Source organism: Thermotoga caldifontis AZM44c09, from assembly GCF_000828655.1.
GTDB lineage: Bacteria > Thermotogota > Thermotogae > Thermotogales > DSM-5069 > Pseudothermotoga_A > Pseudothermotoga_A caldifontis.
Map to the genome: position 1 here is coordinate 1809093 of NZ_AP014509.1, position 26227 is coordinate 1835319.

The 26227-nt window shown below is 50.8% G+C and carries 25 protein-coding genes; 9 read left to right on the forward strand and 16 right to left on the reverse strand.

The features are described from left to right. Nucleotides 1-29 precede the first annotated feature (29 nt). The 7 genes from metG to TSP01S_RS09000 are packed head-to-tail and all read left to right on the forward strand — an operon-like array spanning nucleotide 30 to nucleotide 7065. Complete coding sequence (gene metG, locus TSP01S_RS08970; RefSeq protein WP_041077884.1) at nucleotides 30-1913, forward strand: methionine--tRNA ligase; 1884 nt, start codon at nucleotides 30-32, stop codon at nucleotides 1911-1913. A gap of 12 nt (nucleotides 1914-1925) precedes the next feature. Continuing rightward, the gene (gyrA, locus tag TSP01S_RS08975) at nucleotides 1926-4352 is read left to right on the forward strand and encodes a DNA gyrase subunit A (RefSeq protein WP_041077886.1); all 2427 of its coding nucleotides are present in this window, start codon (nucleotides 1926-1928) and stop codon (nucleotides 4350-4352) included. Beyond that, nucleotides 4337-4714: an archease gene (locus TSP01S_RS08980; RefSeq protein ID WP_041077888.1), complete on the forward strand. Its 378-nt coding sequence runs from the start codon at nucleotides 4337-4339 to the stop codon at nucleotides 4712-4714. Before gyrA ends, TSP01S_RS08980 begins: the two co-directional genes overlap by 16 nt. Beyond that, nucleotides 4711-5310 (forward strand): transcriptional repressor LexA, encoded by a 600-nt coding sequence (gene lexA, locus TSP01S_RS08985; protein ID WP_041077890.1) that lies wholly within the window; start codon nucleotides 4711-4713, stop codon nucleotides 5308-5310. Before TSP01S_RS08980 ends, lexA begins: the two co-directional genes overlap by 4 nt. Beyond that, nucleotides 5303-5659, forward strand: coding sequence for an STAS domain-containing protein (locus tag TSP01S_RS08990; RefSeq protein WP_041077892.1), 357 nt, complete (start codon nucleotides 5303-5305; stop codon nucleotides 5657-5659). Before lexA ends, TSP01S_RS08990 begins: the two co-directional genes overlap by 8 nt. Beyond that, nucleotides 5660-6100, forward strand: coding sequence for a ribose 5-phosphate isomerase B (rpiB, locus tag TSP01S_RS08995; RefSeq protein WP_041077894.1), 441 nt, complete (start codon nucleotides 5660-5662; stop codon nucleotides 6098-6100). Between the two features lie 5 nt (nucleotides 6101-6105). Next, a complete protein-coding gene (locus tag TSP01S_RS09000; RefSeq protein WP_231848634.1) occupies nucleotides 6106-7065 on the forward strand; it encodes a histone deacetylase family protein in 960 nt (319 codons plus the stop codon). Here TSP01S_RS09000 and TSP01S_RS09005 read toward each other — a convergent pair whose 3' ends face one another. The 6 genes from TSP01S_RS09005 to TSP01S_RS09030 all read right to left on the reverse strand — a co-directional run bounded on the left by TSP01S_RS09005 (nucleotide 7066) and on the right by TSP01S_RS09030 (nucleotide 13679). Continuing rightward, nucleotides 7066-8469: a xylulokinase gene (locus TSP01S_RS09005; protein ID WP_041077898.1), complete on the reverse strand. Its 1404-nt coding sequence runs from the start codon at nucleotides 8467-8469 to the stop codon at nucleotides 7066-7068. Then, nucleotides 8459-9307, reverse strand: coding sequence for a MurR/RpiR family transcriptional regulator (locus TSP01S_RS09010; RefSeq protein ID WP_041078708.1), 849 nt, complete (start codon nucleotides 9305-9307; stop codon nucleotides 8459-8461). The genes TSP01S_RS09005 and TSP01S_RS09010 overlap by 11 nt, the downstream gene beginning before the upstream one ends. A gap of 5 nt (nucleotides 9308-9312) precedes the next feature. Continuing rightward, nucleotides 9313-10197, reverse strand: coding sequence for an ABC transporter permease (locus TSP01S_RS09015; RefSeq protein ID WP_041077900.1), 885 nt, complete (start codon nucleotides 10195-10197; stop codon nucleotides 9313-9315). Next, entirely contained in the window at nucleotides 10178-11200 is a 1023-nt protein-coding gene (locus TSP01S_RS09020) for an ABC transporter permease (protein ID WP_041077902.1), read from the reverse strand. Before TSP01S_RS09020 ends, TSP01S_RS09015 begins: the two co-directional genes overlap by 20 nt. Then, entirely contained in the window at nucleotides 11197-12636 is a 1440-nt protein-coding gene (locus tag TSP01S_RS09025) for an ABC transporter ATP-binding protein (protein WP_041077903.1), read from the reverse strand. Before TSP01S_RS09025 ends, TSP01S_RS09020 begins: the two co-directional genes overlap by 4 nt. A 65-nt stretch (nucleotides 12637-12701) precedes the next feature. Then, nucleotides 12702-13679 carry a BMP family ABC transporter substrate-binding protein gene (locus TSP01S_RS09030; RefSeq protein ID WP_041077904.1) on the reverse strand — a complete coding sequence of 326 codons (978 nt, stop codon included), beginning with the start codon at nucleotides 13677-13679 and terminating at the stop codon, nucleotides 12702-12704. Nucleotides 13680-13884: 205 nt separating this feature from the next. Between TSP01S_RS09030 and TSP01S_RS09035 the strand changes: the two genes are divergently transcribed. Further along, complete coding sequence (locus tag TSP01S_RS09035) at nucleotides 13885-14208, forward strand: DUF1292 domain-containing protein (protein ID WP_041078709.1); 324 nt, start codon at nucleotides 13885-13887, stop codon at nucleotides 14206-14208. 34 nt (nucleotides 14209-14242) lie between these two features. Here TSP01S_RS09035 and TSP01S_RS09040 read toward each other — a convergent pair whose 3' ends face one another. From TSP01S_RS09040 to TSP01S_RS09055, 4 genes are read right to left on the reverse strand one after another with little or no spacing between them, the layout of a single operon-like run. Further along, complete coding sequence (locus tag TSP01S_RS09040) at nucleotides 14243-16744, reverse strand: adenosylcobalamin-dependent ribonucleoside-diphosphate reductase (RefSeq protein WP_041077905.1); 2502 nt, start codon at nucleotides 16742-16744, stop codon at nucleotides 14243-14245. Nucleotides 16745-16804: 60 nt separating this feature from the next. Continuing rightward, nucleotides 16805-17434 carry a redox-sensing transcriptional repressor Rex gene (locus tag TSP01S_RS09045; RefSeq protein WP_082021691.1) on the reverse strand — a complete coding sequence of 210 codons (630 nt, stop codon included), beginning with the start codon at nucleotides 17432-17434 and terminating at the stop codon, nucleotides 16805-16807. A 28-nt stretch (nucleotides 17435-17462) separates the two neighbouring features. Continuing rightward, entirely contained in the window at nucleotides 17463-18632 is a 1170-nt protein-coding gene (gene iadA / locus TSP01S_RS09050; protein ID WP_041077909.1) for a beta-aspartyl-peptidase, read from the reverse strand. Between the two features lie 9 nt (nucleotides 18633-18641). Continuing rightward, nucleotides 18642-18908, reverse strand: a complete 267-nt coding sequence (locus TSP01S_RS09055; protein ID WP_041077911.1) for a double zinc ribbon domain-containing protein — start codon at nucleotides 18906-18908, stop codon at nucleotides 18642-18644. A 243-nt stretch (nucleotides 18909-19151) separates the two neighbouring features. Here TSP01S_RS09055 and TSP01S_RS09060 point away from each other — a divergent pair, with 243 nt between their 5' ends. Next, nucleotides 19152-19355 (forward strand): cold-shock protein, encoded by a 204-nt coding sequence (locus tag TSP01S_RS09060; RefSeq protein ID WP_031503868.1) that lies wholly within the window; start codon nucleotides 19152-19154, stop codon nucleotides 19353-19355. Between the two features lie 44 nt (nucleotides 19356-19399). Here TSP01S_RS09060 and argF read toward each other — a convergent pair whose 3' ends face one another. From argF to TSP01S_RS09090, 6 genes are read right to left on the reverse strand one after another with little or no spacing between them, the layout of a single operon-like run. Beyond that, entirely contained in the window at nucleotides 19400-20341 is a 942-nt protein-coding gene (gene argF / locus TSP01S_RS09065) for an ornithine carbamoyltransferase (protein WP_041077914.1), read from the reverse strand. 13 nt (nucleotides 20342-20354) lie between these two features. Beyond that, nucleotides 20355-20876 carry a nitroreductase family protein gene (locus tag TSP01S_RS09070; protein ID WP_052463655.1) on the reverse strand — a complete coding sequence of 174 codons (522 nt, stop codon included), beginning with the start codon at nucleotides 20874-20876 and terminating at the stop codon, nucleotides 20355-20357. Nucleotides 20877-20890: 14 nt separating this feature from the next. Further along, entirely contained in the window at nucleotides 20891-22093 is a 1203-nt protein-coding gene (locus TSP01S_RS09075) for an adenylosuccinate synthase (RefSeq protein ID WP_041077918.1), read from the reverse strand. A 5-nt stretch (nucleotides 22094-22098) separates the two neighbouring features. Continuing rightward, a complete protein-coding gene (purB, locus tag TSP01S_RS09080; RefSeq protein ID WP_041077920.1) occupies nucleotides 22099-23385 on the reverse strand; it encodes an adenylosuccinate lyase in 1287 nt (428 codons plus the stop codon). 5 nt (nucleotides 23386-23390) lie between these two features. Continuing rightward, nucleotides 23391-25022 (reverse strand): arginine--tRNA ligase, encoded by a 1632-nt coding sequence (gene argS, locus TSP01S_RS09085; protein WP_041077922.1) that lies wholly within the window; start codon nucleotides 25020-25022, stop codon nucleotides 23391-23393. 10 nt (nucleotides 25023-25032) lie between these two features. Beyond that, the gene (locus TSP01S_RS09090; RefSeq protein ID WP_144380658.1) at nucleotides 25033-26220 is read right to left on the reverse strand and encodes a metallophosphoesterase; all 1188 of its coding nucleotides are present in this window, start codon (nucleotides 26218-26220) and stop codon (nucleotides 25033-25035) included. Between the last annotated feature and the right edge of the window lie 7 nt (nucleotides 26221-26227).

Consider the following 26227-nt stretch of genomic DNA (forward strand, 5'->3'; position numbering starts at 1 on the left):
CTAATGGAAAACGATTGGAGGTGAACGGATTGAAGTTCTACATCACGACGCCGATATATTACGTCAATTCCGAACCACACGTGGGCAGTGCCTACACGACGATAATAGCTGACATAATCGCGCGTTACAAACGAATGATGGGTTACAAAGTTTTCTTTCTCACCGGTACCGATGAGCACGGCCAGAAGGTTTACCAGGCTGCCCGTGCGGCGGGGAAAGATCCACAGCAATTCTGTGACGAGCTCGCCGAGAAATTCGCACAGCTCTGGAAAAAACTGCAGATAACCAACGATGGTTTCATAAGGACGACGGATCCTAAACACATGGAAGTGGTCCAGTATTTCGTCAAGAAGATGCTCGAGAACAACGATGTGTACAAAGGTACCTACGAAGGCTGGTACTGTGTACCCTGTGAAAGTTACTGGAGCGAAGACGAACTCGGACCAAACCGTACATGTCCGAGCTGCGGCAGAGAGGTCAAGTTCATCAGGGAAGATAATTACTTCTTCAGACTCTCAAAGTACCGCGACGCACTCCTGGAACACTACAGGAAGCATCCGGAGTTCGTTCAACCCGATTTCAGAAGGAACGAAATGCTCAAGATACTGGAATCTGGGCTGAAGGATCTGAGTATAACCAGAACCACGTTCAGCTGGGGAGTACCGATGCCAGATGATCCGCAGCACGTCATCTACGTGTGGGTAGATGCACTCATAAACTATGTTTCCGCGATCGGCTATCCGACGGATCCAGAGAAGTTCAACGAGTTCTGGCCGGCCGATTTGCACCTGATAGGTAAGGAGATAAACAGATTCCACTCGATCATATGGCCCGCGATGTTGATGTCCGTCGGTCTTCCTCTGCCAAAGACGATTTTCGCGCACGGCTGGCTCACGGTTGATGGTCAGAAGATTTCAAAATCCCTCGGCAACGCTATAGATCCCAAATACTTCGTGGACAAATACGGTAACGATGTGCTCAGATTTTACTTGGTCAGAGAGATCGTGTTCGGGAAAGATGGTGATTTCTCCGAAAAAGGCTTGGTGAACAGACTCAACTCCGACCTGGCCAACGACTACGGTAACCTTCTGCACAGGACTCTCGCCATGATCGAAAAACACTTCGAATCACAGATGCCGGAACCTGGCCCGTTCGAAGATATAGACGAACAGTTCGTTCAGCAGGTGCTCCAGAAGGTGGAGCAGTACCTGATCCAGATGGACAGCTACCAGCTCACGGATGCCGTCGAAACGGTCATGCAGATACTCGCTTCTGCGAACAAGTATTTCGACGAACGTAAGCCATGGCTGCTGGCAAAACAGGGTGAAACGCGAAAGCTGGCCACCGTGCTGTACAACGTGAGTGAAACGCTCAAAAAGGTGGCGATCATGTTCCACCCGATCATGCCCAACTCCTCCCAGGAAGTGCTCCGACGTCTGGGAGAGACAGAGCCGAGGGCAGAACACTTAAGAACGTGGCGCACCCTGAACGCTGGACAGAGGATCGTACACGCCGAGCCGCTCTTCCAAAAGGTTGAACTGAAGACCGAACAGAAAATCACGCAAGAAACAGTTCCTCAAGGTGTACAGCTTGTAGACATAAACGAATTCAAGAAGTTAGATCTGAGGGTGGCCAAGGTCCTTTCGGCGGAAAGGATAAAGGGTTCCGAGAAACTGTTGAAGTTGCTCATAGACCTTGGAGAACTTGGAACCAGACAGATAGTGGCGGGAATCGCGAAGTACTATGAACCTGAACAACTCGTCGGCAAGTGCATCGTGGTCGTCGCGAACTTGAAACCTGCAAAACTCATGGGTGTGGAGTCTCAGGGTATGCTCCTTGCGGCACACGACGGTGAGCAGGTGAAGCTCGTCACGGTAGATGGCGGAGCGACTCCCGGTTCAAGGATCTCGTAGGAGGTAATAGGAATGTCTGAAATTCTCACCAAGAACATAGAGGACGAACTGGTACAGCAGTACATGAACTATTCAATGAGCGTCATCATAGGACGCGCCATTCCAGACGTGCGTGACGGTTTGAAGCCCGTGCAGAGACGCATCCTGTACGTGATGCACGAGCTCGGCTTGACGCACAACGCCCAATCAAAGAAGTGTGCCAGGATAGTCGGTGAAGTGCTCGGTAAATACCATCCGCATGGTGACATGGCCGTTTACGATGCGTTGGTGAGGCTGGCACAGCCCTTCACGATGCGCTATCCTCTGATCATCGGTCAGGGTAACTTCGGTTCCGTGGACAGAGATCCTCCGGCCGCCATGAGGTATACGGAAGCGAAGCTGTCAAGACTGGCAGAAGAAATGCTCGAAGATCTGGACAAAGAAACCGTTGATATGCAGGACAACTTCGATGGAACCCTGAAGGAACCGACGGTCCTCCCTTCGAAGATTCCAAATTTACTTCTGAACGGATCTTCCGGCATCGCGGTTGGTATGGCGACGAACATCCCACCTCACAATCTCGTCGAGACCGTGAACGCCATACAGTACTTCATAAAGAATCCACAGTGCAGTGTGGATGAGCTAATGAAACACATCAAAGGTCCCGACTTTCCAACGGGTGGAATCATCGTCAATGCCAACAGCCTGAGAGAAATATACGCCACAGGAAGAGGAAAGATCGTGATCAGGAGCAAGGTGCACTTCGAAGAAGGTAAGAGGCACGATCAAATAGTGGTTACAGAGATCCCTTACGGTGTCAGCAAGGCGGCGCTCATCGAAGAAATCGCGAGATACGCCGAGAAGAATCCGAAAATCCAGATAAAGAACATCAGGGACGAGTCAGACAAGAAAGGCTTGAGGATAGTGATAGAGATTCCCAAGAACGGCAACTACAGACTCGTCCTGAACAATCTGTACAAACACACGTCTCTGCAAACGAGCTTCAACGTTCAGATGCTCGTGATCGATAACAAGAGACCGAAACTCATGAACCTTCTTCAGCTGATCCGTGCGTTCGTTCAGCACAGATTCAACGTGATCAGAAGAAGGTCTGAACACGATCTGAAGGTTTATTCCAAACGGGCGCACATTCTGGAAGGCATCATGAAAGCGGCGAGGGCCATTGGAAGCGTCGTGGACATAATCAGGAGCAGTAAGAGCGGTGAGGAAGCCATCAAGAACTTGGTGAACCTGCTGAACGTCACAGAAGAACAGGCCAAAGCGATTCTGGACATGCGTTTGGGCAGGCTCACGAGCCTCGAGATCGAAAAATTGAAACAGGAATATTCCGAACTGGTCAAGAAGATAGAGTTTGCCAAGGAGATCATCTCCAACGATTCAAAGGTTTACGAGGTCATGTACAACGAGCTCGAAGAACTGAAGCACAAATATGGTGATGAAAGAAGAACGCAGATACTCAACATCGAGGAAGATCTGGATTATGAACCGGAGGATCTGATACCGGACGAAGACATAGTGATAACGCTGACAGAAAAAGGCTACATAAAAGCCACGAGTTTGAACGATTACAGGAGCCAGAGACGCGGTGGGAAGGGTATCATCGGCGCGAGGATCGCCGAAGACGATGGAATAGCTCTGGTGTGCGCCACGAGGGTGCATTCGAGAACCGTTTTTGTGAGTTCGCACGGCAGGGCGTTCGTCTTACGAAACCACGAGATCGAATTGAGCAACAGGGACAGCAAAGGCAAACCGATCAGGGCGTATCTGAACCTCGAGGAAGACGAGTCCGTTTTAGCGATGATACCATTCAACGACTGGAAAGGCGATCTTCTGCTGGTAACAAAGAAGGGTAAGATCAAGAGAACACCCCTATCGGAGTTTGAGAGTGCCGGTACGAGGGGAATCAAGGCCATAACCTTTGAGAACGGAGACTGCGTGGTGGCAGCGAACGTCTGCGATGAGAATGACAAAGAAGTTTTGATCATCACGAGGAATGGAATGTCGATAAGATTTTCCATCGACGAGGTGCGGCGCATGGGTCGCACGGCGATGGGTGTCAGTGCGGTGTCGCTGAGGGACGGAGACGAGGTCGTAGGGATGGTCGTTCTGTCGGACAACGAAGGAGACGTTTTGACGATCACCACGAAGGGTTTCGGTAAACGCACACCGCTCAGCGAATACAGAGTGCAGAGCCGCGGAGGGGTGGGTATCAAGACGATGCCGGGCGTGGAGAAGGTTGGTTTCCTCTGTGGGGCCGAGCTCGTGAAGAATCCGGAATCCGACGTGATCGTTCTCACCAAGAATGGACATTCGATAAGGTTCAAGGTTTCCAGTGTCAGCGTTGTTGGTCGCACCGCGAAAGGTGTCAAAATATTGGAGCTTTCTGAAGACGACGAAGTTTCACGCTTCGCGGTGGTGGAAACGTGTACAGACAGTTGAACCACACAGCCGATGTACGTTATGAGATAATTTGCGATAGTGAGGAGCAACTGTTCAAAGAATTCATAAATATCTTCAAAGATCACTACACCGTACGGTTCAAGGACAAAGAGACCACGTTCGAGTACGAACTGTCGAAAAGCATCGAAGACGCCATTTTTGACATCGTGAACGACTGGATTTATCTGATCGAGTCGAAGAAGCTGTTCCCGTGGGACTGTCGTGTCGAAGATGGAAAGCTGATCTGTACGTTCAGAGAGTACGAGCAGATCGAAGGTACCGAGTTGAAGGCCGTGACGTATCACGGTCTGGTTGTGAACAGGTCAGACAAAATCGTTTTGAAGGTGGTGTTCGACACGTGAGACAGTTGACAGAAAGGCAGAAAAAGGTTCTGGAATTCATAACTTCCTATTTCGAGAAGCATGGTTACTCTCCGAGCATAAGGGATATAGCCAAAGCCTTCCGCATAACACCGCGTGGTGCCATGATGCACCTTGTGGCACTCGAGAAGAAGGGTTACATCTCGCGTTCAAAAAAGGCGAGGAGCATAAAACTTCTGAACGTGGGCGAAGCGGTCAGACTACCCGTGGTTGGTATGATCGCGGCAGGGAACGCGATCGAGGCGATCGAGCGCGTTGTTGAAATGATCGAAGTACCAAAACAGATGCTCAAAACCGGCTTCGAACATTACGTGCTCAAGGTCAAGGGTGACAGCATGGTGAACGAGCACATCGTCGAAAATGACTACGTTGTGATCAGAAAACAGGACACCGCGGAGAACGGAGATATAGTCTCCGTGCTGGTGGACAACAGTGAAACTACCTTGAAGAAGATCTACTTCGAGGATGACAAGATCGTGCTGAAGCCTGCCAATCCCGCCTTGAAACCGATCAAGCTCGAACCTTCCCGTGTCAAGATAACCGGTAAGGTTGTAGGAGTGATCCGCATCTATGAATGAACAGAACTGGACGGCGATCGAGATCAACAACGTGGTTGTGGTTAAACCGCGCGGGGAACTGGACATGAGCAACTCTTTTCATTTCAAGAGCTTCATCAGAGACAACTACATAAACGCGGGAAAGAGTAATTTGATCCTCGACCTTTCCGAAGTCGATTACATGGACAGTTCGGCACTCGGGGTCCTGCTCGGGTTGCAGCGTGCCGCGAGGTTGAACGGTGGATCGATGGTTCTGTGTGGCCTTCACGAAAATCTCTTGAGAATTTTCAAGATAACTTCCCTGGAAGGTGTTTTCAGAATCTATCCGAATGTGGAGGAAGCTTTGAAGTTCTTCCTGGGAGGTAACTGAATGAGGATAGCGATCGGTTGTGACCACGCAGGTTTTCGTCTGAAAGAAGCGATCAAAGCTTACCTGGTCTCGAAAGGCTTCAAAGTCCTCGATGAAGGAACGTACTCAGAAGAAGCGGTGGATTATCCGGATCTGGCCAAGAAAGTTGTGCGGGACATAAAGGAAAACCAGGCGGACTTCGGTATACTGATCTGTGGCACGGGGATAGGTATGAGCATCTCTGCGAACAGAGTTAAAGGTATCAGGGCCGCACTCTGTCTTTTCCCGGAGATGGCGAAACTCGCAAGGGCGCACAACGATGCGAACGTGCTCGTCCTACCCGGCAGGTTCCTCGGAGCGGAGCTGGCACAATGGATCGTCGACGCGTTCTTGTCCACGAAGTTCGAGGGTGGGAGACACAGCAACAGGATCGAGAAGATAGAAAGGATGATGGAGAATTGAAGATCGTGTACGATCCAAAGCATGTCGTCCACAGGCCGACCAAGGAGATAGACAGAGGAACGTTCATAGAGAATCCCGAGAAGCCGGAACGCATCGAAGCGATCAAAGACGCTCTGATCATGAACGGTTTCGACAACATACACTCTCCCAACAATTTTCCGATGAGCTACATCTATCTGGTCCACAGCGAGCGCTACGTGAACTGGTTGAAAAACAAGTCCGCGTCCCTCCAACCGGGGGAAGAATACATCACGGAACTGTTCGGATACGATCTGTGCTTCGACACCGGAACACCCATCAGCAACACCACCTTTGAATCTGCGAAACGTGCCGTGGACGTGTGTCTCACGGCTGCAAGCCTGCTGAGTGGGAAAACGAACCTGGTTTACGCGCTCGTGAGACCCCCCGGGCACCATGCGACGCGCGAGGCTTGCGGTGGTTATTGCTATTTCAACAACGCCGCAATTGCAGCCAGTTACTTCCTCGTCAAGGAGAACGCCGATGGGGTGGCGATACTGGATCTCGATTTCCACCACGGTAACGGTACACAGGACATCTTTTACGACACGGATGAAGTTTTGTACGTGTCGATACACGGGGATCCGGACACGTTCTATCCGTGGATAAGCGGTAGAGAAAACGAAATCGGTGAAGGGCCTGGTGAAGGCTTCAACATCAATTTGCCATTGCCTGCGAAATCGGACTGGCGAAAGTATTCAGAGGCACTCGAACAGGCGTTGAGGGAAATAAAGAATTACTATCCGGACGTGCTCATCGTGTCACTCGGTTTCGACACGCATGCAGACGATCCGGTCGGCGGCTTTCTGTTGAAGGATGACGATTTCGCTCGTATAGGAAAAGCCATAGGGAAACTGAAGATTCCGACGCTGATCGTCCAGGAAGGAGGATACAATCCAGTAGCGAACGCGTCAGCAGCCGTCAAATTCTTCACGGCCATATCATGATCACGATCCGAGCCTGTCGAACAGATCCAGATTTCTCTCGTGCAGTTCCAGATAGATCTTGTAAAGTTTTTCGTAAGCTACGTGCTTCTCCGGATCCGGTTTGAAGCGTTTTTTCACCTTCACCAACCGTTCTGCAACCTCAACGAAAGATTCTCCCGTCAGACAGGATATCGCCAGTATGGCACAGCCGAGCAGTTCCGCATCTGGCCTCGTCACTTCCACATTCATGCCGAGCACGTCCGCTTTTATCTGGTTCCACAGATCGTTCGACGCCTGGCCACCGGTGGTTCTAACAGTTTCGATCTTTGCACCTGCTTGCCTCATACTCTCAACGATGTGTTTGACGGCGAAGGCCACACCTTCCGCAGCCGATACGATCAAAGTTTTTGCGTTCACATCCAGCCCCAATCCGAACAGGATTCCTCTCAAATTCGGATTCCAGTAAGGACTCCTCTCCCCGGCAAGGTGTGGCAGAAAGATCACACCGGTAGGTCTTCCGATTCCTGAGAGTGAGAGATCTCTCAAGTTTCTGAACCTCGCCACACGGTTCGTCATCCATTCGATGGCTTTCCCCGAGGTGGTCAATAAACCGCTGACCTTCCAGAACGGCTCAATGAAGAACGGGGTGGTTATCAAGCCGGATGCACGTACCTCCAGCTCGCTGCAGAGTGTTATTCCCTCAGACGTGCCGGCTCGGTCGCACACGATACCAGGTTTGAGCGTGTTGGTGCCCACGAGCGCTGCCGCAAAATCCGGAGCCCCCGCGACGACGATCACATCGGTTGTGAGATCGAGCCTTCGGGCAACGTCCCGTTGGATCCTGCCAACTACGTTCGAAGGTTCAACCAGCTCGGGAATCATGAACGTCTGAGACAGATCGAACCGTTCGAGGACCTCGCTGTACCAGGGAGAATAACCGTATTGACGAAACGTGGCGTTCACAATGCGGCCAGTCAATTTGAAGATCAAAAAATCACTCGGCTGGAGTAAATAGGCCTTTCCTTCCAATGCCTTCTTGAGCTCGATCAGCTTCGCCGTGGCTGACGCCGTTTGCTCGTCCAGACCCTGAGATTTCAGAAACGCCATGTGCTGCTTACCCCTGTCGTCGAGCCAGCCTATCGCCCTGCCCACGAGCTGTCCTCTTTCATTGACCAACACGATCGTCGGTCCCTGACTGCTCGTGCAGATGGCGCGGATACGCGTTTTCAATTTTTCATCCACGCTGTGAACACCACGCACGAAGGCTGTCCACCACTTCTCCGGGTCTATCTCGTGACGTCCATCAGAAACATCTTCCGTGCATTTTCGTTCGAAGTGGAAAACCTTTCTGCCCCCCAGATCGAACAACGTCAACTTGACGTTGGTCGTTCCTATGTCGACTGCCATGATCAGTTCAGAAGACACCGCGATCTCCCCTCCTTTTGTATCTCAGCACTTCTTCGAAGTGTGAGTACAGTTTTCTGAACCTTTCTTTGTCCATTTCGAACATCTTCAGAAGTAACATGTCGATCACGAAGAGCTGCAAAAACCTTGTCAAGAAACCGCCTTCAGGCAGAACCTCTGTTTTCACGTACACTGGTAGAGACACGTTCGCTAACTCGATCACCGCGCTGCTCGGTGGTGCTATCGCGATCAGTGTTGCACCGGCCTTTCTGGCGTAGCCAGCAGCGTCCAGAAGATCGCGAGAAGAATGGCTGCTCGAGATCGCCACGAGACAGGCATGCTCGTCGAGGAAAGATGCGGAAATGCTCTGCAAGAAAGGATTTTCAAAAAAGTTCACCTGGAAACCGAACTGCTTCAGCTTCAAAAACAAATCTCGGGCCGCGACGGTATCGAAGCCATACGCCGCTATTTCCACCACTTTGCTTTTCATCAGCGCCTCCGCTGCCTTGGTGAGATCGTCGTCCGTGATGAGTTTGAGGGATTCTCTGATTTCCTCCATCGTGAAATCGAAGTAATTCCGGGATACTTCCGATATCTTCTCCATATCAGGTTTCAGAGATTCCAGAAGGCTGGTTTCCTGAGCGAGTGCGAGCCGGAATTCTCTGAATCCAGTGAACCCAAGCTTCTTACAGAAATCCACGAGCGACGCCGGGGATGTCCCGATCTTCTTCGCGAAATCCGTTATCCTCATCTCCAGCACCCAGTTTGGATGTTCCATGACCTGCTTCGCGATCATGGCGTGCATGCCTTTGAGTTGGGGAAGAAGGTCCTGAAGTTTGTGATACACACTCTTTCTCATCACTATCAACCTCGCTTTCTCGCTTTTGTCAAAACATTGTAGGTCAAAGCTACGAGCAGCGTCAAGATCATCGGCACGGCGAACGCGATCTCGGACGGTACGTTCGTTTGAAGCTGCAACCTGTGAGACAGGGCCACAGCAAAACCAAGGATCAACGAGACTCCGAAAACGCCCAGAGGGCTGTCGCCCCCCAGGACAGCTGCCACCAGCGCGAGCCATCCTCTGTTGTTCGTCATACCGGACACGAACAGACCGAGTGGTAACGCCAGCAGCGAACCAGCCATCCCACAGTAAAGACCACAGAGAATGAAAGACGAAGCTGCTATCGTGTCGACGTTCACACCGAGTTGTTTCGCAACAGATTCGTTCTTTCCCACCGCCTTCATCCTCAAACCGAATGGCGTCTTCACAACGATCCACGAAAACAGCACAGCAAGGATTGCGATCAATTCCAGGACGTTGTAGTCAGACAGGAGCACGTCGATCCCATCGCTTCGAGAAGAACTCAATCGCAGGACGGGAAGCTGGGGTATCTTCTCAAAGAAGATGGTACCCCTTGAACCGAGCAACGTCGAAGACAAAAGAACGACCAATCCAGAAATGAGGACGTTCATACCGAGACCCACAACGAAGATGTTCGCACGAAAGTATCTGTGGAGGGACCACACCGAAAGTGATAGGATGCAGGATGAGATCAATGCAGCCAACAATCCAAGAAGCCAGCTGTTCAAACGGTCCGCCACGTAAACCGAAACGAAACACGCCCACAGCATCGTTCCTTCCACGGCGATGTTCAACTTTCCAAGCATGTGCGTGAAACTCGCACCGAGCGCCGCAGTGGAGATGGGTAGCGCCGAAGAGATGGAAGTCCTAAGCAGTTGAATCAGCATCGAGTTCCCTCCGCTCTAAGAAGAACTGCGCCGTCACCATACACAGGACGATACCCTGTACAAACCTTGCGATCTCCGGAGGAGTCTGAACCATCAAGGAAGCTATTTCCGCCCCACTGTCCAGGTAAGCCAGAAACAGCGCTGAAAGAAAGATCAGCGAAGGATCGTTGTTCGCCAGAAGGGAAGCAGCTATACCGATGAAGCCACTTCCGTGCGAAAAACCTTTCACGGCACGCCCATGCACTCCGAGAACGTCGATCATACCTCCCAAAGCGGCAAGAGCACCACTCAGAGACATCGCGATCAGCAAAATCTTATCCACGTTGATTCCATGAATTTTCGCAAAGCGTGGATTCCCCCTCACGGTCCTGAATTCATAGCCGAGAGTGGAATATCTGTACAAAAAATAGAACAAGAAACAGAGCATTATTCCGATCAGGTAACCCACATGCAGGCTGGAGGGAGGCAGAATCCTCGTGAGCCTCACATTTTCGTTGAGATAACGTGTTGCTGAAAATGCCGCACTGGGATCTCTGAACGGACCGTTGAGAAGATAATCTCCAACGTAAACGAAGATTTGCCCAACCATGTAGGTACCGATCAGCTCGTTGAAGCTGAATTTGACTTTCAGCAACGCAGGAACAAAGGACAGAAGTGCCCCCGCCGAAGCGGAAACTACCAAGGCTACGAATCGGGAAACTGTGGCATTAGAAAAATTCAGGGCAGCGATCGTTCCGACTATCGCACTGAAGTAGTACTGACCTTCGAGTCCCAGGTTGAACGCTCCGGCCGAAAACGCGACACAGGCTGCCAGTCCCGTGAAGATCAACGGCACGGATGAAGCCAGCATGTTACCAAAAAAGTAGACGTTCGAAAACGGCCCAACGAAGAACCACCACAGAGTCTCACGCGGTTCAGGCGAAACCAGACAGAGAATCGCCACACTCGCACCAAAGGCCACAGCGACCGTGACGATTGAAGAAAGGATCCTCAAACTTCTCATCCTTTATCACCGGCGAGAGAGATCAGCTCCTCCGGTCTGAACAACTTTTCCCTGTCCAGCACCCTTCTCAGCCTGCCTTTAGAGAAAATGAAGACCCTGTCGCAAAGGTTCAGCATCTCTTCAGCATCGTTGGAAGCGATCAATGCACAACCGTACGATCTCATGAGATCCAGTTTTTCCGCCACATAATTCTGTATCTGAATATCCAGTCCCGATGTGGGCTTACAGGCCAGCAGCAACTCTGGTTTTTGGAAAAGTTCTCTGGCCAGAACCAATCTTTGCAAGTTTCCCCCCGAGAGTGTTCTGACAGGTTGACGAACGGAAACCAGTTTCACTTCGAACTCTTTCAACATGTCGAATGTGTGCTGTTCGAGTAAAGACCATCTCAGAAATCCCAGCCTGGCGTACGGTGCTTTTCGATAGACGTTGACCACGGCGTTCTCCAAAACTGAACCGTTCAGATTCAGCGCTTCCTTCGCTCTGTCCTCAGGCACGTAGGCTATCCCCAGTCTTCTTCTTTCGTAAATGGAAAGGTGTGTGATCTCTTGATTCTTGAACACGATGCGTCCAGAAGAAGGTTTTTTCAGGCCAACGATCGTTTCGAGCAGATCGTACTGACCATCGTTGCCGAGGCCAAAGAGACCGATCACCTCGCCACGCCTGAGCGTGAAGGAAATCCGATCGAGAACGATCTTCTTCCCCAAGTTCAGGGTGAGGTTCGACACTTCCAGCAGTGTTTCACCACCTACGGTCGGTACTTGGAACGTTCTCTTTCGACCTTGAAAGCCCATCATTTCCACTACCTGCTGGACCGTCAGACGACAGGATTCTTCGCTCAGAACCGTTTGACCCTCCCTCATAACGGTCACCCTGTCTGAAAAATTCAGAGCCTTGTCCACATCGTGCGTTATGAAGAGAACAGCACAGCCAGAGTTTTTCAGGGAACGAAGCAGTTCAAAGAGTTTTTCTTCCTCTTCCTCATTCAAATAAGCTGTAGGCTCGTCGAGCAACAGTACGCGGGCTCCAAACAACAATGCGCGTGCTATTTCGATCTTCTGTTTCTCTGCCATGCTCAGATTCTCTACCCTTTCATCGGTGACTTTCAGGGAAAGTCTTTCAAAAACGTCTTTAATCTTCTGTCTCGCTTTTCTCTTGCTCACAAAGAAGAGACTCAAAGGTTCCCTTCCAAGAAACACGTTTTCGAGCACGGTCAACTCGTCCGCGAGCGCGAGGTTCTGATGAACCAGCGCGATACCGTAAGACCTCGCGTCCCTCGGGTTACGGAAAGTGACGGGGATACCATCAACGAGGATCTGACCACCGTCCGGTTGCAACTCTCCCGCGAGGATTCGCACGAGCGTGGTTTTTCCCGCCCCGTTTGCACCAAGCAGGGCATGAACAGTTCCGGCGTTGAGGGATAGGTTAACACCCCTCAACGCCCGCACACCGGATGGGTGGAAAGTCTTGTGAACGTTCAGAACCTGAAGCAGTGGTTGACGGGTCACGGCAGTGGTCGTATCGATCCTTCTTTCAACTTTTCATACACTCTGAGCATTTCATCTCTGATGTGCTGTGGCACATTCTTGATGTAGTTCGGATCGTCGAAAGTGAACCCGATCATCCCTTCCCTGATACCCCACACTTCGTTCGTTCCAAACCTCAGTTCATTCCTCACAGCCCTCGCGAGGACCTCGTAGATCGCCTTATCGGCGTGCTTGAGCGCACAGGCGAGGATGACCTGCGGGTCCTTGTCTATGTAGTTCGAATCGACACCTATCACGTACCGTCCCATTTCCCGCGCCTTCCTCACTGCGCCCATACCGGATCCACCCGCCACCAGAAAGATGACGTCGACTCCCTGTTCGTACTGAGCCTGGGCAAGTTCAGCGCCCTTGTTCGGATCAGCCCAGCTACCCACAACGGAAAAGAGCACTTCAACGTTTGGATCAACATCTCTGGCACCTTTTTCGTAAGCTGGTTTCATTTTTTCCATCATGGCTGGATACACATCACCGGCTATCATCCCGATCTTCAACGGTTCGTTCGCACCCCTCATGTCGCTCTTGGTCACCATAGCGGCGAAGTAACCAGCCAGGTACGCCATCTCTTCGTCCCTGAAAGCCACAGAGTAAACGTTAGGAAGCGCCGGGGCCAACGCGTCCATGAGCACGAATTTCTGATTTGGGAAGGTCCTGGCGGCATTTTCAACGTTCTTCGGCATCCCTTCGGTGAAGGTTATTATCAAGTCGTAACTTTTGGATGCTGCCAGACTCACCAACAACGTCGCCCAACGGGCGGGATTGTAGCCTCCCTCGATGACTTTTACATCGATCCCAAAGTCTTGAGCTGCTCTGCGTGCACCGTCAACCATCATTTCATATATAGCGTTGCCTGCCACTTCTCCGGTGATCAACAATGCCACAGAAAAAGCGTATGCGAGGCTGGCAGAGAGGATCATCAAGAAAACTAAATGTTTCATTGTACCACCTCCACTGCTATAATTGCCATGGAAAGTGATTTGTCCGAATTTATTTTACATTTTCCGAAATAATTTTACCATACACTCCTCTGTGCCTGCGAACTTCTGGCTTTCTTAACCTGCTCGTCATCCTCTCCTCACAGGATGAACGGTCAAAAAATGTGGTATGATGGTTTTACCATTCGGTTTGAAGGGAGTTGGTACCATGGATCATGAAGATCTGGACGTTTTTGTACTCACGGACGAACAGGGCAACGAGCATCACTTCGTCATCCTTGCGGAGATCGAGGATGGGATGAAGAAGTACTGGATCTGTGAAGAGATAATGGTGAACGAACAGGGAGAGATCGAGCAGTTCGGTGACGTCTACCCGTTCGAGGTGAAGCAGGCCGAGGATGGATCGCTCTACATAGATTCCGTGGAATCCGAAGAGGAGTTCGAACGGGTGTCAAAAGCGTGGGAAGAACTGCTCGAGAAAGACGCAGAACTCAGGAAGCTCGTCGAAGGACCGGAGGACACCGAAGAATGATCGAACAAAGCCGGCCTGAGGGCCGGCTCTGTTTTCAGCTGCACTTGGACCATCCACAACTCCTACAAGAGATACATCCTTCCTGCTTGAACAGAGAATTCTTGCTCAAACACGAAGGACAGTAGACGTTTCCGTTCGAATCGACGTAGTAACCTTCCTGCCATTCGAGCTTGTTGGCTTTGACGAACTTTTCTATCTCTTCTGCACTCTTCACTGTGCCATTCCAGGTGTCAGCATCCTTGCCCGATGGCCAGAGCGATGAGAAATCCTCGATGGCTTTTTTGATTTCCAGCCCGACGTTTCTCACGTACTCTCCTTTGACCTTGGTCAACTGCTCGATGATCTCGTCTGGAGAAACACCCGCGCGCAACGCAATAGAACAAAGCCTGCCTATGGCCTCGGCAGTTTCTGTGCCGTTCGACAGGAAGATCTCTATGGCTTCGCCGTTGTCATCGAACGATACGGTTATGTAGGTTGTACCCTCGGAAGTTTTGTACTTCCTCGTCACACTCCTGAGTGTTTCCTTTCTCGGACGCGGCCTGAGCTTGTGTTTCTCATCAACGATGAAGAACTGCAATTTCCCTTCTTTTTTCTGCGCAGACTTCGCTGTGGTCAGAACCTGGGTCCTCAGCGAGCCGTCTCGATACACGGTTAAGCCTCTAATTCTGTGTTTCAAAGCTTCCACGTAGATTTCGAGCACATCGTCCACGGTCGCCGAATTCGGCATGTTTATAGTTTTCGATATGTTGTTGTCAACGTAACACTGGAACGCTTCCTGCATCAAAAGGTGGTCCATGGGATCGATATCGAGTGCGACGACAAAAACACGTTTCCATCTTTCATCGACGTCGAGATCCTTCAGGCTGCCTTTCTCTATCAGCTGGCTCTCGATCCTCTTCAAGACCTCGGCGGGTATTTTGCTCTTCAGCACCGCGTTCACGTACAGTAAAGGCTCCCGTTCTCCACTGCTCTGCTTGTTGACGTACCTCACGTAAGCCAGAAGGAAGTTCGGTTCGAGACCCGACGAAGTGTCAGCGATGTTCGATATCGAGCCGGTTGGCGCTATCGCGAGTACGGCCACGTTCCTCTTGTGCTTCCTCGCCCTGGTCTTGAAATGCTCTTTTATTTCTTCATCGTAATCACTGACGTCCATCGAAAAAGGTACGAAGTTTTCTTCCCTCACGTACCTGCTCTGGGAGAACAGTGGAAAGTTCCCTTTCTCTTCACCGAGATCCGAGGACGTTTCGTGGGCGTGCAGGGAAATGAAAGCCATGAGGTTCCTGGCGAACTGACGTGCCTCTTCCGAATCGTAAGGAAGTTCCATTTTGTAGAGCAAGTCCGCAAAGCCCATGATGCCGAGCCCAAGCCGTCTGGATTCCTTAACTGCTTTTTCTATCTTATCGATGGGGAAGACGTTCACATCGATCACGTTGTCTAAGAATCTAACTGCGATCCTCACGACTTCTTCGAGCGCCTCCCAGTCGAAACTTTTTCCATCGTAAAACTTCGCCACATCGATCGAGCCGAGGTTACACGCTTCGTACGGGCCCAAGCCTATCTCACCGCACGGATTGGTGGAGATTATTTCCCTGACGGGATAGAGTGCGTAGTACTTGTTCATCTCTCCGAGGAACACCATGCCTGGATCTCCGGTTTCCCAAGCGTTTTGAGCCATCGTCTGGAATATCTCTCTGACTTTGACCTGTTTTTCACCCGCCCATTTCGGATGGTGCAGCCTCACATAACCGTCCTGCTCGTACAGCCTCAAAATCTCCTCGCGCTGCATGGGGATACCGACGGAGATGTTGAAGAATCTGAGTACACGTTCTCCATCGTTGCCACGTTTTGCACGTATGAAGTCGAGGATGTCCGGATGGTCGATGTTCAGAATACCCATCAGCGCCCCTCTTCTTCTGTAACCCTGTTCCACGACGGACACGGCGGCGTTGAAGACATGCATAAAACTTATAGGACCAGATGCTTTGCCGTGAGTGCCGGCAACAAAGCTGCCGTTCGGTCTGAGAGTGCTGAAGTTGCTCCCAATACCTCCTCCCACTTTCGTGATCAGTGCGTACTCCTTCACGGCAGTGAAGATGCCGTCTATACTGTCTTCAACGGGTACTACGAAACACGCCGAGAGCATGTGCAAATGATTCCGTTGTTGAACGATCTTTTCGTAATCCTCGAGTTTCATGCTTTCCAACGGTTTGTACAGAAGTTCGAAGTCCACCCCCATACCCGCGTTGAAAAGGGTTGGACTGTTGGGAATGAAGATCCGACTGGAAAGCAACTCGTAGAACGTTTCTTCCCAGAATTTGATGTGGTCCAGTCGTTCCGAGGCCGTCTTTTCCTGCAGCCGAGGGTTGTTGATGAGATCGGCGGCCGCCACAACACGTGCCACTCTCCTGGAAAGATCTTTCCAACTGTTTTCCAGGTACTCCCCTTCTCGACTCTTCAAATAATACCTTTCCCTGAGTATTTTTTCGGCATTCTCCGAAGGAGACACGTTTTGCCACTTTTTGATGATCTCGTGCATGAAAAAACCCCCTTTCCGGGGGTGATTATACTACCGATTGTGTTCTCATTCAATAGTATACTATATGTTGTATGAACTGTTCACAATGGTGTGCGCCAACGTTTTGAAAAACACAGTTATATCGACGTACTCTACGGGAATCTTGCAGTGCAGCGTCGTGGGTGCAAAACACACGATACCTTTTATACCAGCCTTTTCCAGGCGGCAGGCCAGTTCGTTTGCCACGGCTGCGGGGACAGCCAGCACGGCTATGTCTGCTCCGTTCTCTTTCATGAACTGTTCGAGCTCAGCCACGTCTCTCACCTTCAAACCCGGTGCGATCTGCCTGCCGATCTTTCGCCTATCGGAATCGAACACCGCAACGATTTTGAAGTTGTTCTGCTCCAGACGTTTGTGGTTCGCGAGGGCCTTACCTATGTTACCCGCCCCGAGGATTATCACGGACCAGGTCTTGTATAGTCCCAGTACTTCCCTAAGCTTTTGCGACAGTTTTTTCACATCGTAGCCAGAACCTCTCTGACCGAGGTTACCAAAGTAAGAGAGGTCTTTGCGAACCTGCGAATCTTTTATTTGCAACATGGAAGCGAGCTGCTTGGAAGAAACTATCTGTACACCCTTTTCCTCAAGATTGGAAAGGCACCGAAGATAAACGGCCAACCTGCGTATCACGGGTCTGGGGACTTTCTCCAAAACGCTTCCCCCCAAAGTGCAATTTTTCTCAAGGACAATTATAACTCGATTCGCTCTCGAACGTCCCCTTCACCAGCTGTTCTTTGTTCAACATCAGGATCTTTCCACCGCAGATCACGGTGTCTATGTTGAGGTCCTGATCCAAAAGGACGATGTCTGCGTCCATTCCGACACGTATCGAGCCTTTGCTTCTGAGCTTCAAAATCGTTGCTACGTTTTTTGTGATCGGCAACAGGGCTTTTTCAAGCGGTGTACCGTGTTCCACGGCCAATCTAACCTGCTCGTAAAGCGTTGAAACTTTGCCAATACCGAGTCCAACGAAATTACCTTTTTCATCGAAACGTGGCAAACTTCCCTGCCCATCGGAACTGAATGTAACCTGAGACTCGAATCCCTCCGCCAAGAATTCTTGAAATGCGCGCCAGGGTAGCAGCTCGTCGTCGAGAAGGTCGGACACGCTCGTCGTCAAATCGATGAATCCTCCCATCGATAACCATTCGATCGAGGAATTCAGCAATCTGGAATTCCTGTTGATGTGCGTGGGAAGAAACTGCGTTACGGGTATTTCCGTTCCCTTCACAATCTCCAAGAGAGGTTGAAGCATTCCGGCACCATCACCGACGTGGACGTTGACCAGTCCAGCCTTGCCGCTCAGCATACCCCCGATCCGTGCATCCGCTGCGAGCCTCTTCAGCTCTTCCAGGGTTGGCTGCGAGGATCTGTGATCACTGATCGCTATTTCACCGACGCCTATGACCTTGTCTATCAAAACCAGGTCCCTGATAACACTCCCGGTGAGCGTCACAACGGGTACGCGGTAAGAACCAACGTAAATGTAGCTGGAGACACCTTCCTCTTCCAGAGCCTTCGCTTTGGCGTAGAGCGCTTCCAAACTCCTGCTCACACCATCCGTTCCGAGACAACCGACCACTGTCGTGATACCAGCCCGTACCAGATCCGAGAAGGAAATCTCAAAAGTTCTGGTCCTGAACCCTCCCTCACCGCCTCCTCCAACGATGTGAACGTGATTGTCAATGAAACCCGGAACGGCAATCTTACCTGTACAATCGATCACATTGAGATTCGGTACGTGCACAACGAGATCGCTGTCGATCGCAACGATGCAGCCTGCGATGAGAATATCTTTTCTGCCAGCCGGTTCCGGAGTGTACACTGTGGCATTTTTCAGCAGTATCATCGCTCCACCTCAATCTTCGTCTTCGTAATCAGAGAGGTCGTGGAAGTCTTCAAGATCTTCGTAATCAAAATCTTCTTCGTAATCTTCATACGTATCTTTGTACACTTCTTTTGAGAAGACCCAGCCGCAAATCGGGCATTCGTCGATGTCATCATCGATCACTGCGCCACAGTCCGGACATTCCTTTTTCTCGAAGATATAACCGCATGAAGGACACTTTCTCGCGTTGTTTCTGCTTCTTTCCCCACACTGCGGACATCTCTTCCAGCCTCCCATGGTCCTTACCTCCCTTCACAAACGTCCCCTGGATTCGACTGTGAATGTCAGCTGTGCGTTCTAAAGCACACAAAATCACGCTTTTCATTATAACTCATTGGCTCGAGCAGCGATCAACGGGCCCATTGTAACAACTGTATTCCACCCAGGTTTTTTTCTCGCTCTCCATCCCTTTACTCTCCCATCCGTGTTATATTAGATCATCACGGTGCAGGAAGCACCAGTCAGTAGGAGGTTAGAAGTATGTACAACGGTACAGTTAAGTGGTTCGACTCAAAGAAGGGCTACGGTTTCATCACCAGAGACAACGGAGAAGACGTCTTCGTACACTTCTCTGCGATCAAGGTGGATGGATTCAAGACGCTCAGAGAAGGCCAGAAGGTTCAGTTTGAGATTCAGCAAGGTAGCAAAGGACCCCAAGCCGTCAATGTGACTCCCATAAACTGAGAGTCGAGCAGAGAAGAAAGCGGAGCCTTCAGGCTCCGCTTTTTTCATAACAGGGTGGCTATCATGAGTGCCTTTATCGTGTGCTTTCTGTTCTCTGCTTCGTCCCACACTTTGCTCTGCTTTCCCTCAATAACCTCGAACGTGACTTCCTGTCCTTTCACAGCCGGCAAGCAGTGCATGAAGATCGTCTCATTCTTACCCGTCTTTTTCATCAGCTGTTCGTTCACTTGGTATGGCCTCAACAGTCTTTCGCGTTCGGCCTGTTTGTCTTCCTCTCCCATGGAAGCCCAAACGTCTGTGTAAATCACGTCGGCTCCTTCAACGGCCTTCTCTGGATCTTCTTCTATCTGGATCGTCGCACCTGTCTCTTTTGCGACTTCAAGACACGTTCTGAGCAGTTTTTCATCCGGCCTCAGCTCTTTCGGAGCGCATATGACGTAGTGCATACCCATCTTGGCGCAACCTATCATCAACGAATTGGCCATGTTGTTCCTTCCATCGCCCATGAACACGAGTTTGATGCCTTTCAACCTTCCAAAGACTTCCTGCACGGTCATCAGATCTGCCAGCACCTGCGTTGGGTGAAAGACGTCCGTCAAGCCGTTGTAGACGGGCACACCCGAGTACTTTGCGAGCGCTTCAACAGTTTCCTGCTTGAATCCCCTGAACATGATCGCGTCGACCATTCTGCCCAATACTCTGGCCGTGTCTTCGATGGACTCCTTGGCACCGAGCTGAATATCCTGGATGGAAAGAAAGATGGGGTGACCGCCTTCCTCGGCAAAGGCCGTTTCGAATGCGAGCCTGGTTCGGGTTGATCTCTTTTCGAATATCATCGCTAAGGTCTTTCCGACGAACCTTCTGTGAACCACCTTCGCTCTGCTTTCTCTCTTCACCTGAAACGAGAGATCGAGCAGATAGCTTATTTCCTCAGGCGTGTACTCGAGCAACGTCAGCAGGGATCTTCCAGTCAGGTTCACCGCCATTTTTCAAACCTCCTCACTCATGAAATGTGAGAATCTCTTTCAACGGTTTTCTGGGCCTATCTCTTCTCGGTTCCGCCGCATAGCCAACCGGCAGCATCGCAACGCACCTTTGACCGGTGGGCAATTTCAGTATTCCGTTCACTCGATCTTCATCGAAAGCTCCGATCCAGCACGTATCCAGGCCGAATTCTCTCGCTATCAACACGATGTAAGTGATCAGAGCGGCGGTATCCTGGATACAGTAGAGGTTTCTTCCCCTATCGCCGTACCTCGCCGCACTCTCTTCCGGTACCGCGACCACGCAGATCACCCAGGGGGCTTCCTCGATGTAAGTTTGTCCGAACGCCGCTTCGCAGAGCAACTTTTTCATCGATGAATTCCTCACAACGTGCAACCTCCAAGGTTGTCTGTTACCGGCACTGGGTGCGTTCAGAGCCAGCTCGAGGATTTTTTCGATGGTCTCTTTCGGCACGTCTTTGCTCGAATCGTACTTTCGAATACTCCTTCGAGTTCTTATCGCCTCCAAAAGTTCCACCATCCTCCCCCCCTTTACAGAGCGATCATGTCGTCGATCCTTGAACCTGTCGAGACGTGGGAAATTCTCACGCCGAGTTCTTGTTCGATCCTCTTCACGAATCTCTCAAACGAAGGTGATTCGAGGTCCGTCCAACCTTGTATCTCCTCGTAGACGGGTACGGCTCTGTGAATGTTCCTCAGATTCTTCACGTCTCGAACTCTCACTCCGTCGATCTCGTAGGCAACACACACAGCCAGCTTTTCAAAACCGTTGAGCACGTCCGCCTTCGTGAGGATCACCTCGTTACAGCCGCTCACTTTCACAGCGTACCTCAGAAGGACGAAATCCAGCCAGCCACACCTTCTCGGTCTTCCTGTGGTGGCGCCGTATTCTCCCCCAAGTTTTCTGATCCTCTCTCCCTCTTCACCTTTAAGTTCGGTGGGAAACGGTCCCTCACCAACCCTCGTCGTGTAGGCCTTCATCACACCGATGATCTTATCCAATCTGACAGGAAAACCGAAACCTGCCTGAACTCCTGTGCTCGAACAGTTCGTCGAGGTCACGTAAGGATACGTTCCCACATCCACATCGAGCAGGACACCCTGAGTGCCTTCGAACAGGAGGTTCTTACCCTTCAAATCTTCAAAAGCTTCAACGCTGTCGATGAGCAAGTGCGAGATCCTACGGTGGCTCTCGATCAACTCTTTCAGCACGGATTTCGTATCAATTTGCAGATTCCAAACCCTCGCCAGTTCCCTGAGTTTGTGTTCCAGCAATTCCTCGTCCTCAAAATCTTCAAGTCTCAGTCCGAAGCGCAACGCTCTGTTCGCGTAGCACAAACCTATGCCCCTCCGGGTCGTCCCCACAGGCTCGCTGCGCGCAGAATCGATCTTCCCATCGAGTTCTCTGTAGAATGGAACGACGACGTGCGCCTGTTTGGACACTCTCAAAAATTCACTGCCCTGTGGAAAGAAACTTTCAAGTTGCTCTATTTCCTCAAGAAGAACCTTCAGATCGACCGCGACGCCGCACGCGATGTACATACCTTTCTTCAGTCTTGCATCGGCCGAAGGAACCAAATGATGCACGAGTTTGAACGGTCCGTAATCGACCGTGTGGCCCGCATTGCTTCCCCCGCTGTAACGAACGACGCAATCGTAATCCCTCGAAAGGTACGTGACAACCTTTCCCTTTCCTTCGTCTCCCCACTGCAATCCAATCACAGCGCTGTTCAAACGACTCACTCTCCTTCAAACCTTGAAAAGATCCGATCGACCTGCTTCAGAAACTGATTCGGATCGAAGATCGATTCCAGGTCTTCTTTGCTGAGCAGAAGTATGTTCTGCGCCACGATCTCTTTGAAATCCTCTTTCGATTTCCAGCACCTGAGCGCCAAGGACTGTACGATATCGTAAGCCTCACTGCGTTTCATGCCTTTCTCCACGAGTTTGAGCATCACTTTCTCCGAGTAAACGAGACCCCGTGTGAGGTCCACGTTCTCTTTCATTCTGCGTTCGTGCACAACGAGATTCTCGATCAGATAGTTCGCCTTCACGAGCATGTAGTGCAGTGTCTGGGTGATGTCTGGAAAGATGTAACGCTCCGCAGAAGAGTGCGAGATGTCCCTTTCGTGCCAGAGGTTGTTGTTCTCTAAAGCCGTGTTCACGAAAGACCTCACGATGCGGGAAAGACCACAGAGTCTTTCACAGAGGATAGGGTTCTGTTTGTGTGGCATCGCACTGGAACCCTTCTGACCTTCTTTGAAAGGTTCCTGAACCTCCAAAACTTCTGTTCGTTGCAAGTGTCTTATTTCAGTCGCGATCCTTTCTATACCACTCGCGATGAGGGAGAGAACCATCACGAAAAATGCATGATGATCCCTGTTGACGATTTGACTGGAAATCGGGGTAGGCCTCAAACCGAGCTTTTTCAAAGCGAGTTCCTCAACTTCGGGTGGAACGTTCGCGTAGTTTCCAACCGCGCCACTGATCTTGCCGACACTTATCTGTTCTCTGGCGATCTTCAGCCTTTCCTGGTTCCTCTTCATTTCTGCATACCAGTTCAGAACCTTCAAACCAAAACTCGTCGGTTCTGCGTGTACCCCGTGCGTTCTCCCGATCGTGATGGTGTATCTGTGCCTGTTTGCGAGTTGCCAGAGAGATTTCAGAAGCTTGCTGAGCGCTTCCAGTAACACGTCGCAGCTTTCCACGAGTGCCAGGGAAAGTGCCGTGTCTATGACATCCGATGACGTCAGACCGTAGTGGAAGTACCGCGATTCATCCTGCATGTTCTGTGTCGCCATCTTGATGAACGCGATGACTTCGTGATCCGTCTCTTGTTCGTACTTCTCGAACAGAGAAAGGTCTATCTTCGCGTTTTTCCTCGCCCTCTCAGCCATACCGGCAGGTATCAGACCGAGCTCTTCGTACGCCTCCATCACGGCGAGTTCCACCGCGAGCCATCTTCGAAGATTGGCTTCGACGTTCCACAGTTCCTTCATCGGAGACAGAGCGTACCTCTCGACCAAACCGCTCACATCCTTTCAGGGGCACTGACCCTCAACAGGGAAAGACCTCTCTTCAGCACCATCAAGGTTGCGTACGACAGGTTCAAACGTGCGTTGGACAGGCGTGGATTGTCTGGGTCGAGAATGAGGCACTTCGTGTAAAAACTGTGAAAATCGTAGGCGAGCGCTTCGAGATACTGCGTGAGTTTGTTGGGTGAAAGCGTCTTTTCAACTTCCCTGAGGGCGTCTTCGAACAGATCGAGCCTCCTTACCAGCGCCAGTTCCGCAGGGTCACCCAGCAGTTCGAGGTCAGAGTTTTTGTTGAAAGCTATCGACTTGTTCTTCGCCTGCTCGAAAAGGCTGCAGATCCTCGCGTGTGCGTACTGGACGTAGTAAACCGGATTGTCCATGCTCTTCGCCTTTGCGAGTTCCAGATCGAAGAGCATGTGCGTGTTGGGATCTATCATGGCAAAGAAATAGCGAGCCGCATCTTTTCCAACCTCTTCGACCAGCTGCCGCAAGGTCACGAACTCACCGGCGCGCGTCGACATTCGAACGATCTCTTCACCACGCTTCAGCGTCACGAACTGGTGGAGTATGACGTTGAAGAATCCATCCTGAATACCTAAAGCCCTCATCGCGGCGACCATCCTCGGTATGTGACCGTGATGGTCGCTACCCCATATGTCGTACACCTTTTGGAAACCTCTCGTGTACTTGTTGAAGTGGTAGGCGATGTCGGTCAGAAAGTAAGTGTAACTCCCATCGCTCTTTATGAGCACTTTATCATCGTCGTTGACGAACTCGGAAACCTTCAACCATACCGCACCATCCTTTTCGTAGATGAACCCTTTCTCTTTCAGAATTTCGAGGACCTTTTGAACGGTTCCGTCCTCTATCAAACTCGTTTCGGAGAAATACACGTCGAAGTCACATTCGAGCAACTCGAGGTCTTCTTTCATGCTGCTCAGTATGCTGTCGACGGCGTAGCGTTTGAAGAATTTTTCCGTTTCTGGGTCCCAGCGGTTTTTGTAGACATCCCCAACCTCGTTCAGAAGCTTTCTGGCGATGTCTATCAGGTATTCTCCTCTGTAACCATCCTCGGGTATCTGAAGGTTCTCTACACCGAGCAGCTGGTTGTACCGTACCCACAGAGACTTCGCGAGCAAGCTTATCTGCCTTCCGGCATCGTTTATGTACATCTCCCTGGTCACTTCGTAGCCGAGTTCTTCGAAAACGTTGCAGAGCACATCTCCTATGACGAGTTGCCTTCCGTGACCGACAGTGAAAGGACCGGTGGGATTGGCACTGCCGTACTCGAACTGAACTTTCAAAGGTTCGGATCTGTGGATGGGATAACCATCGTTGCTTATTATCTCTTTCAGAACATCGATGAACGCCTTCTTGCTGAGCTTGAAATTGATGAACCCAGGCTTTGCAATCTCCACCGAATCGAACACATCTTTGTCCTTAAGTTTTTCCACTATCCTTTCTGCGAGCACCATGGGAGAGCACTTCGCGTGCCTGGCACCCACGAACGCTGCGTTCGTTGAGAAATCGCCGAACCCTTCCGGGGGAATTTCGACGTCGAAATGGTAAGACAGTCCGAGTTCTTTCAGCACATCCTCCAACAGGTTATGGATCAACCTTCTGAGCAAATGTATCACCTCACAAGAATTTGCTCTTGCTGGTCTTGTTCTTCACGTTCGTTGTGATCTCTAAATCTCCTTCTCTCGGGACCGAGACAACCGCATAGAAGAGTTCTGCCTTCTTCTGAAAACCGTATTTTTTTCGTCCGTTGACTTTCTCCACCACGGGCCGCCAGGTGCCACAGTTTATGTAGAACCTGTTCTGTCCCTTGACCGGCACGATGCGAAACGCGTGATGGTGTATGTGGCCGAAAACCACGACGTTCAGTTTTGGCAGATGGATATCACCATCGGCGTAACCGATCATCTCCTGCGCTTCGATCTTCCCTTCCTTCAGAAGTTTCTTTGCCCTCTTGAAAAGATAGTCGCTGCGGCGCGCACCCCTGATCTTCATCGTAGCCCTGATGAGCAAAGAGCCGAGCGTTATACCGCCCCACTTGTTCAGGAAAATTTTGGAAAGACATCTCAAGTAGGGAAAGTTCTCCTTCATCCACATGCGGGCCTCAACGGTTTGCATCATTTTCAAAAACGTGCTTATCCAGAGCTCCAGAATGTCCACCCCGAGATCGTAAACTTCCAGCACCCGTTCGAACCAGTGGAACACGTCCAAGCTGGGCCTCACGTTATCGTAATCGGACAGTATCTCTTCAGGAACCAGCGATTCGAGGTACTCGTCGAAGTGAAACATCATGTATCTGGCCAGATAGTCTCCCAAGGGAGGGACAAGCGTCCCATCGCGACTTCTGGAAAATTTGTTGATGAGATCGAACTGGTTACCGTGAAGGGCGAGGAGTCCTATCTCTTCGTTGTAGTAATAAGGTACCACTTCGCAGTTCAATCTATCCACCAGCTCTTCTCTCAGCCTCTGGTTCGCGAGGAGATAATAATCATGGTTACCAACGATATACGTGATCCTGTGGTGCTTCGAGAATTTTCTGAAACTCTCAAAGAGCCGCGGATGTTTCTTTTCTATGTTCGAGATCACTTTTCCATCCAGTGAAGAAACCAGTGTCTCGAAAGAGACCAGGCCGAAGTCTTTCACAGCCCGGTTTTCGAGCAATTCCAGACCGTCACCCACTATAACCAGCTCGGTGTCCGGCTGGGCTTCGAAGTGCTCCAAAAGCTCGATCAGCTCATCATCGAACTGAAAGTCGTCTTTCGCCGATCCATCACCTATGTGCAGATCGCTGATGAAGATCTGTTTCATTGTACTG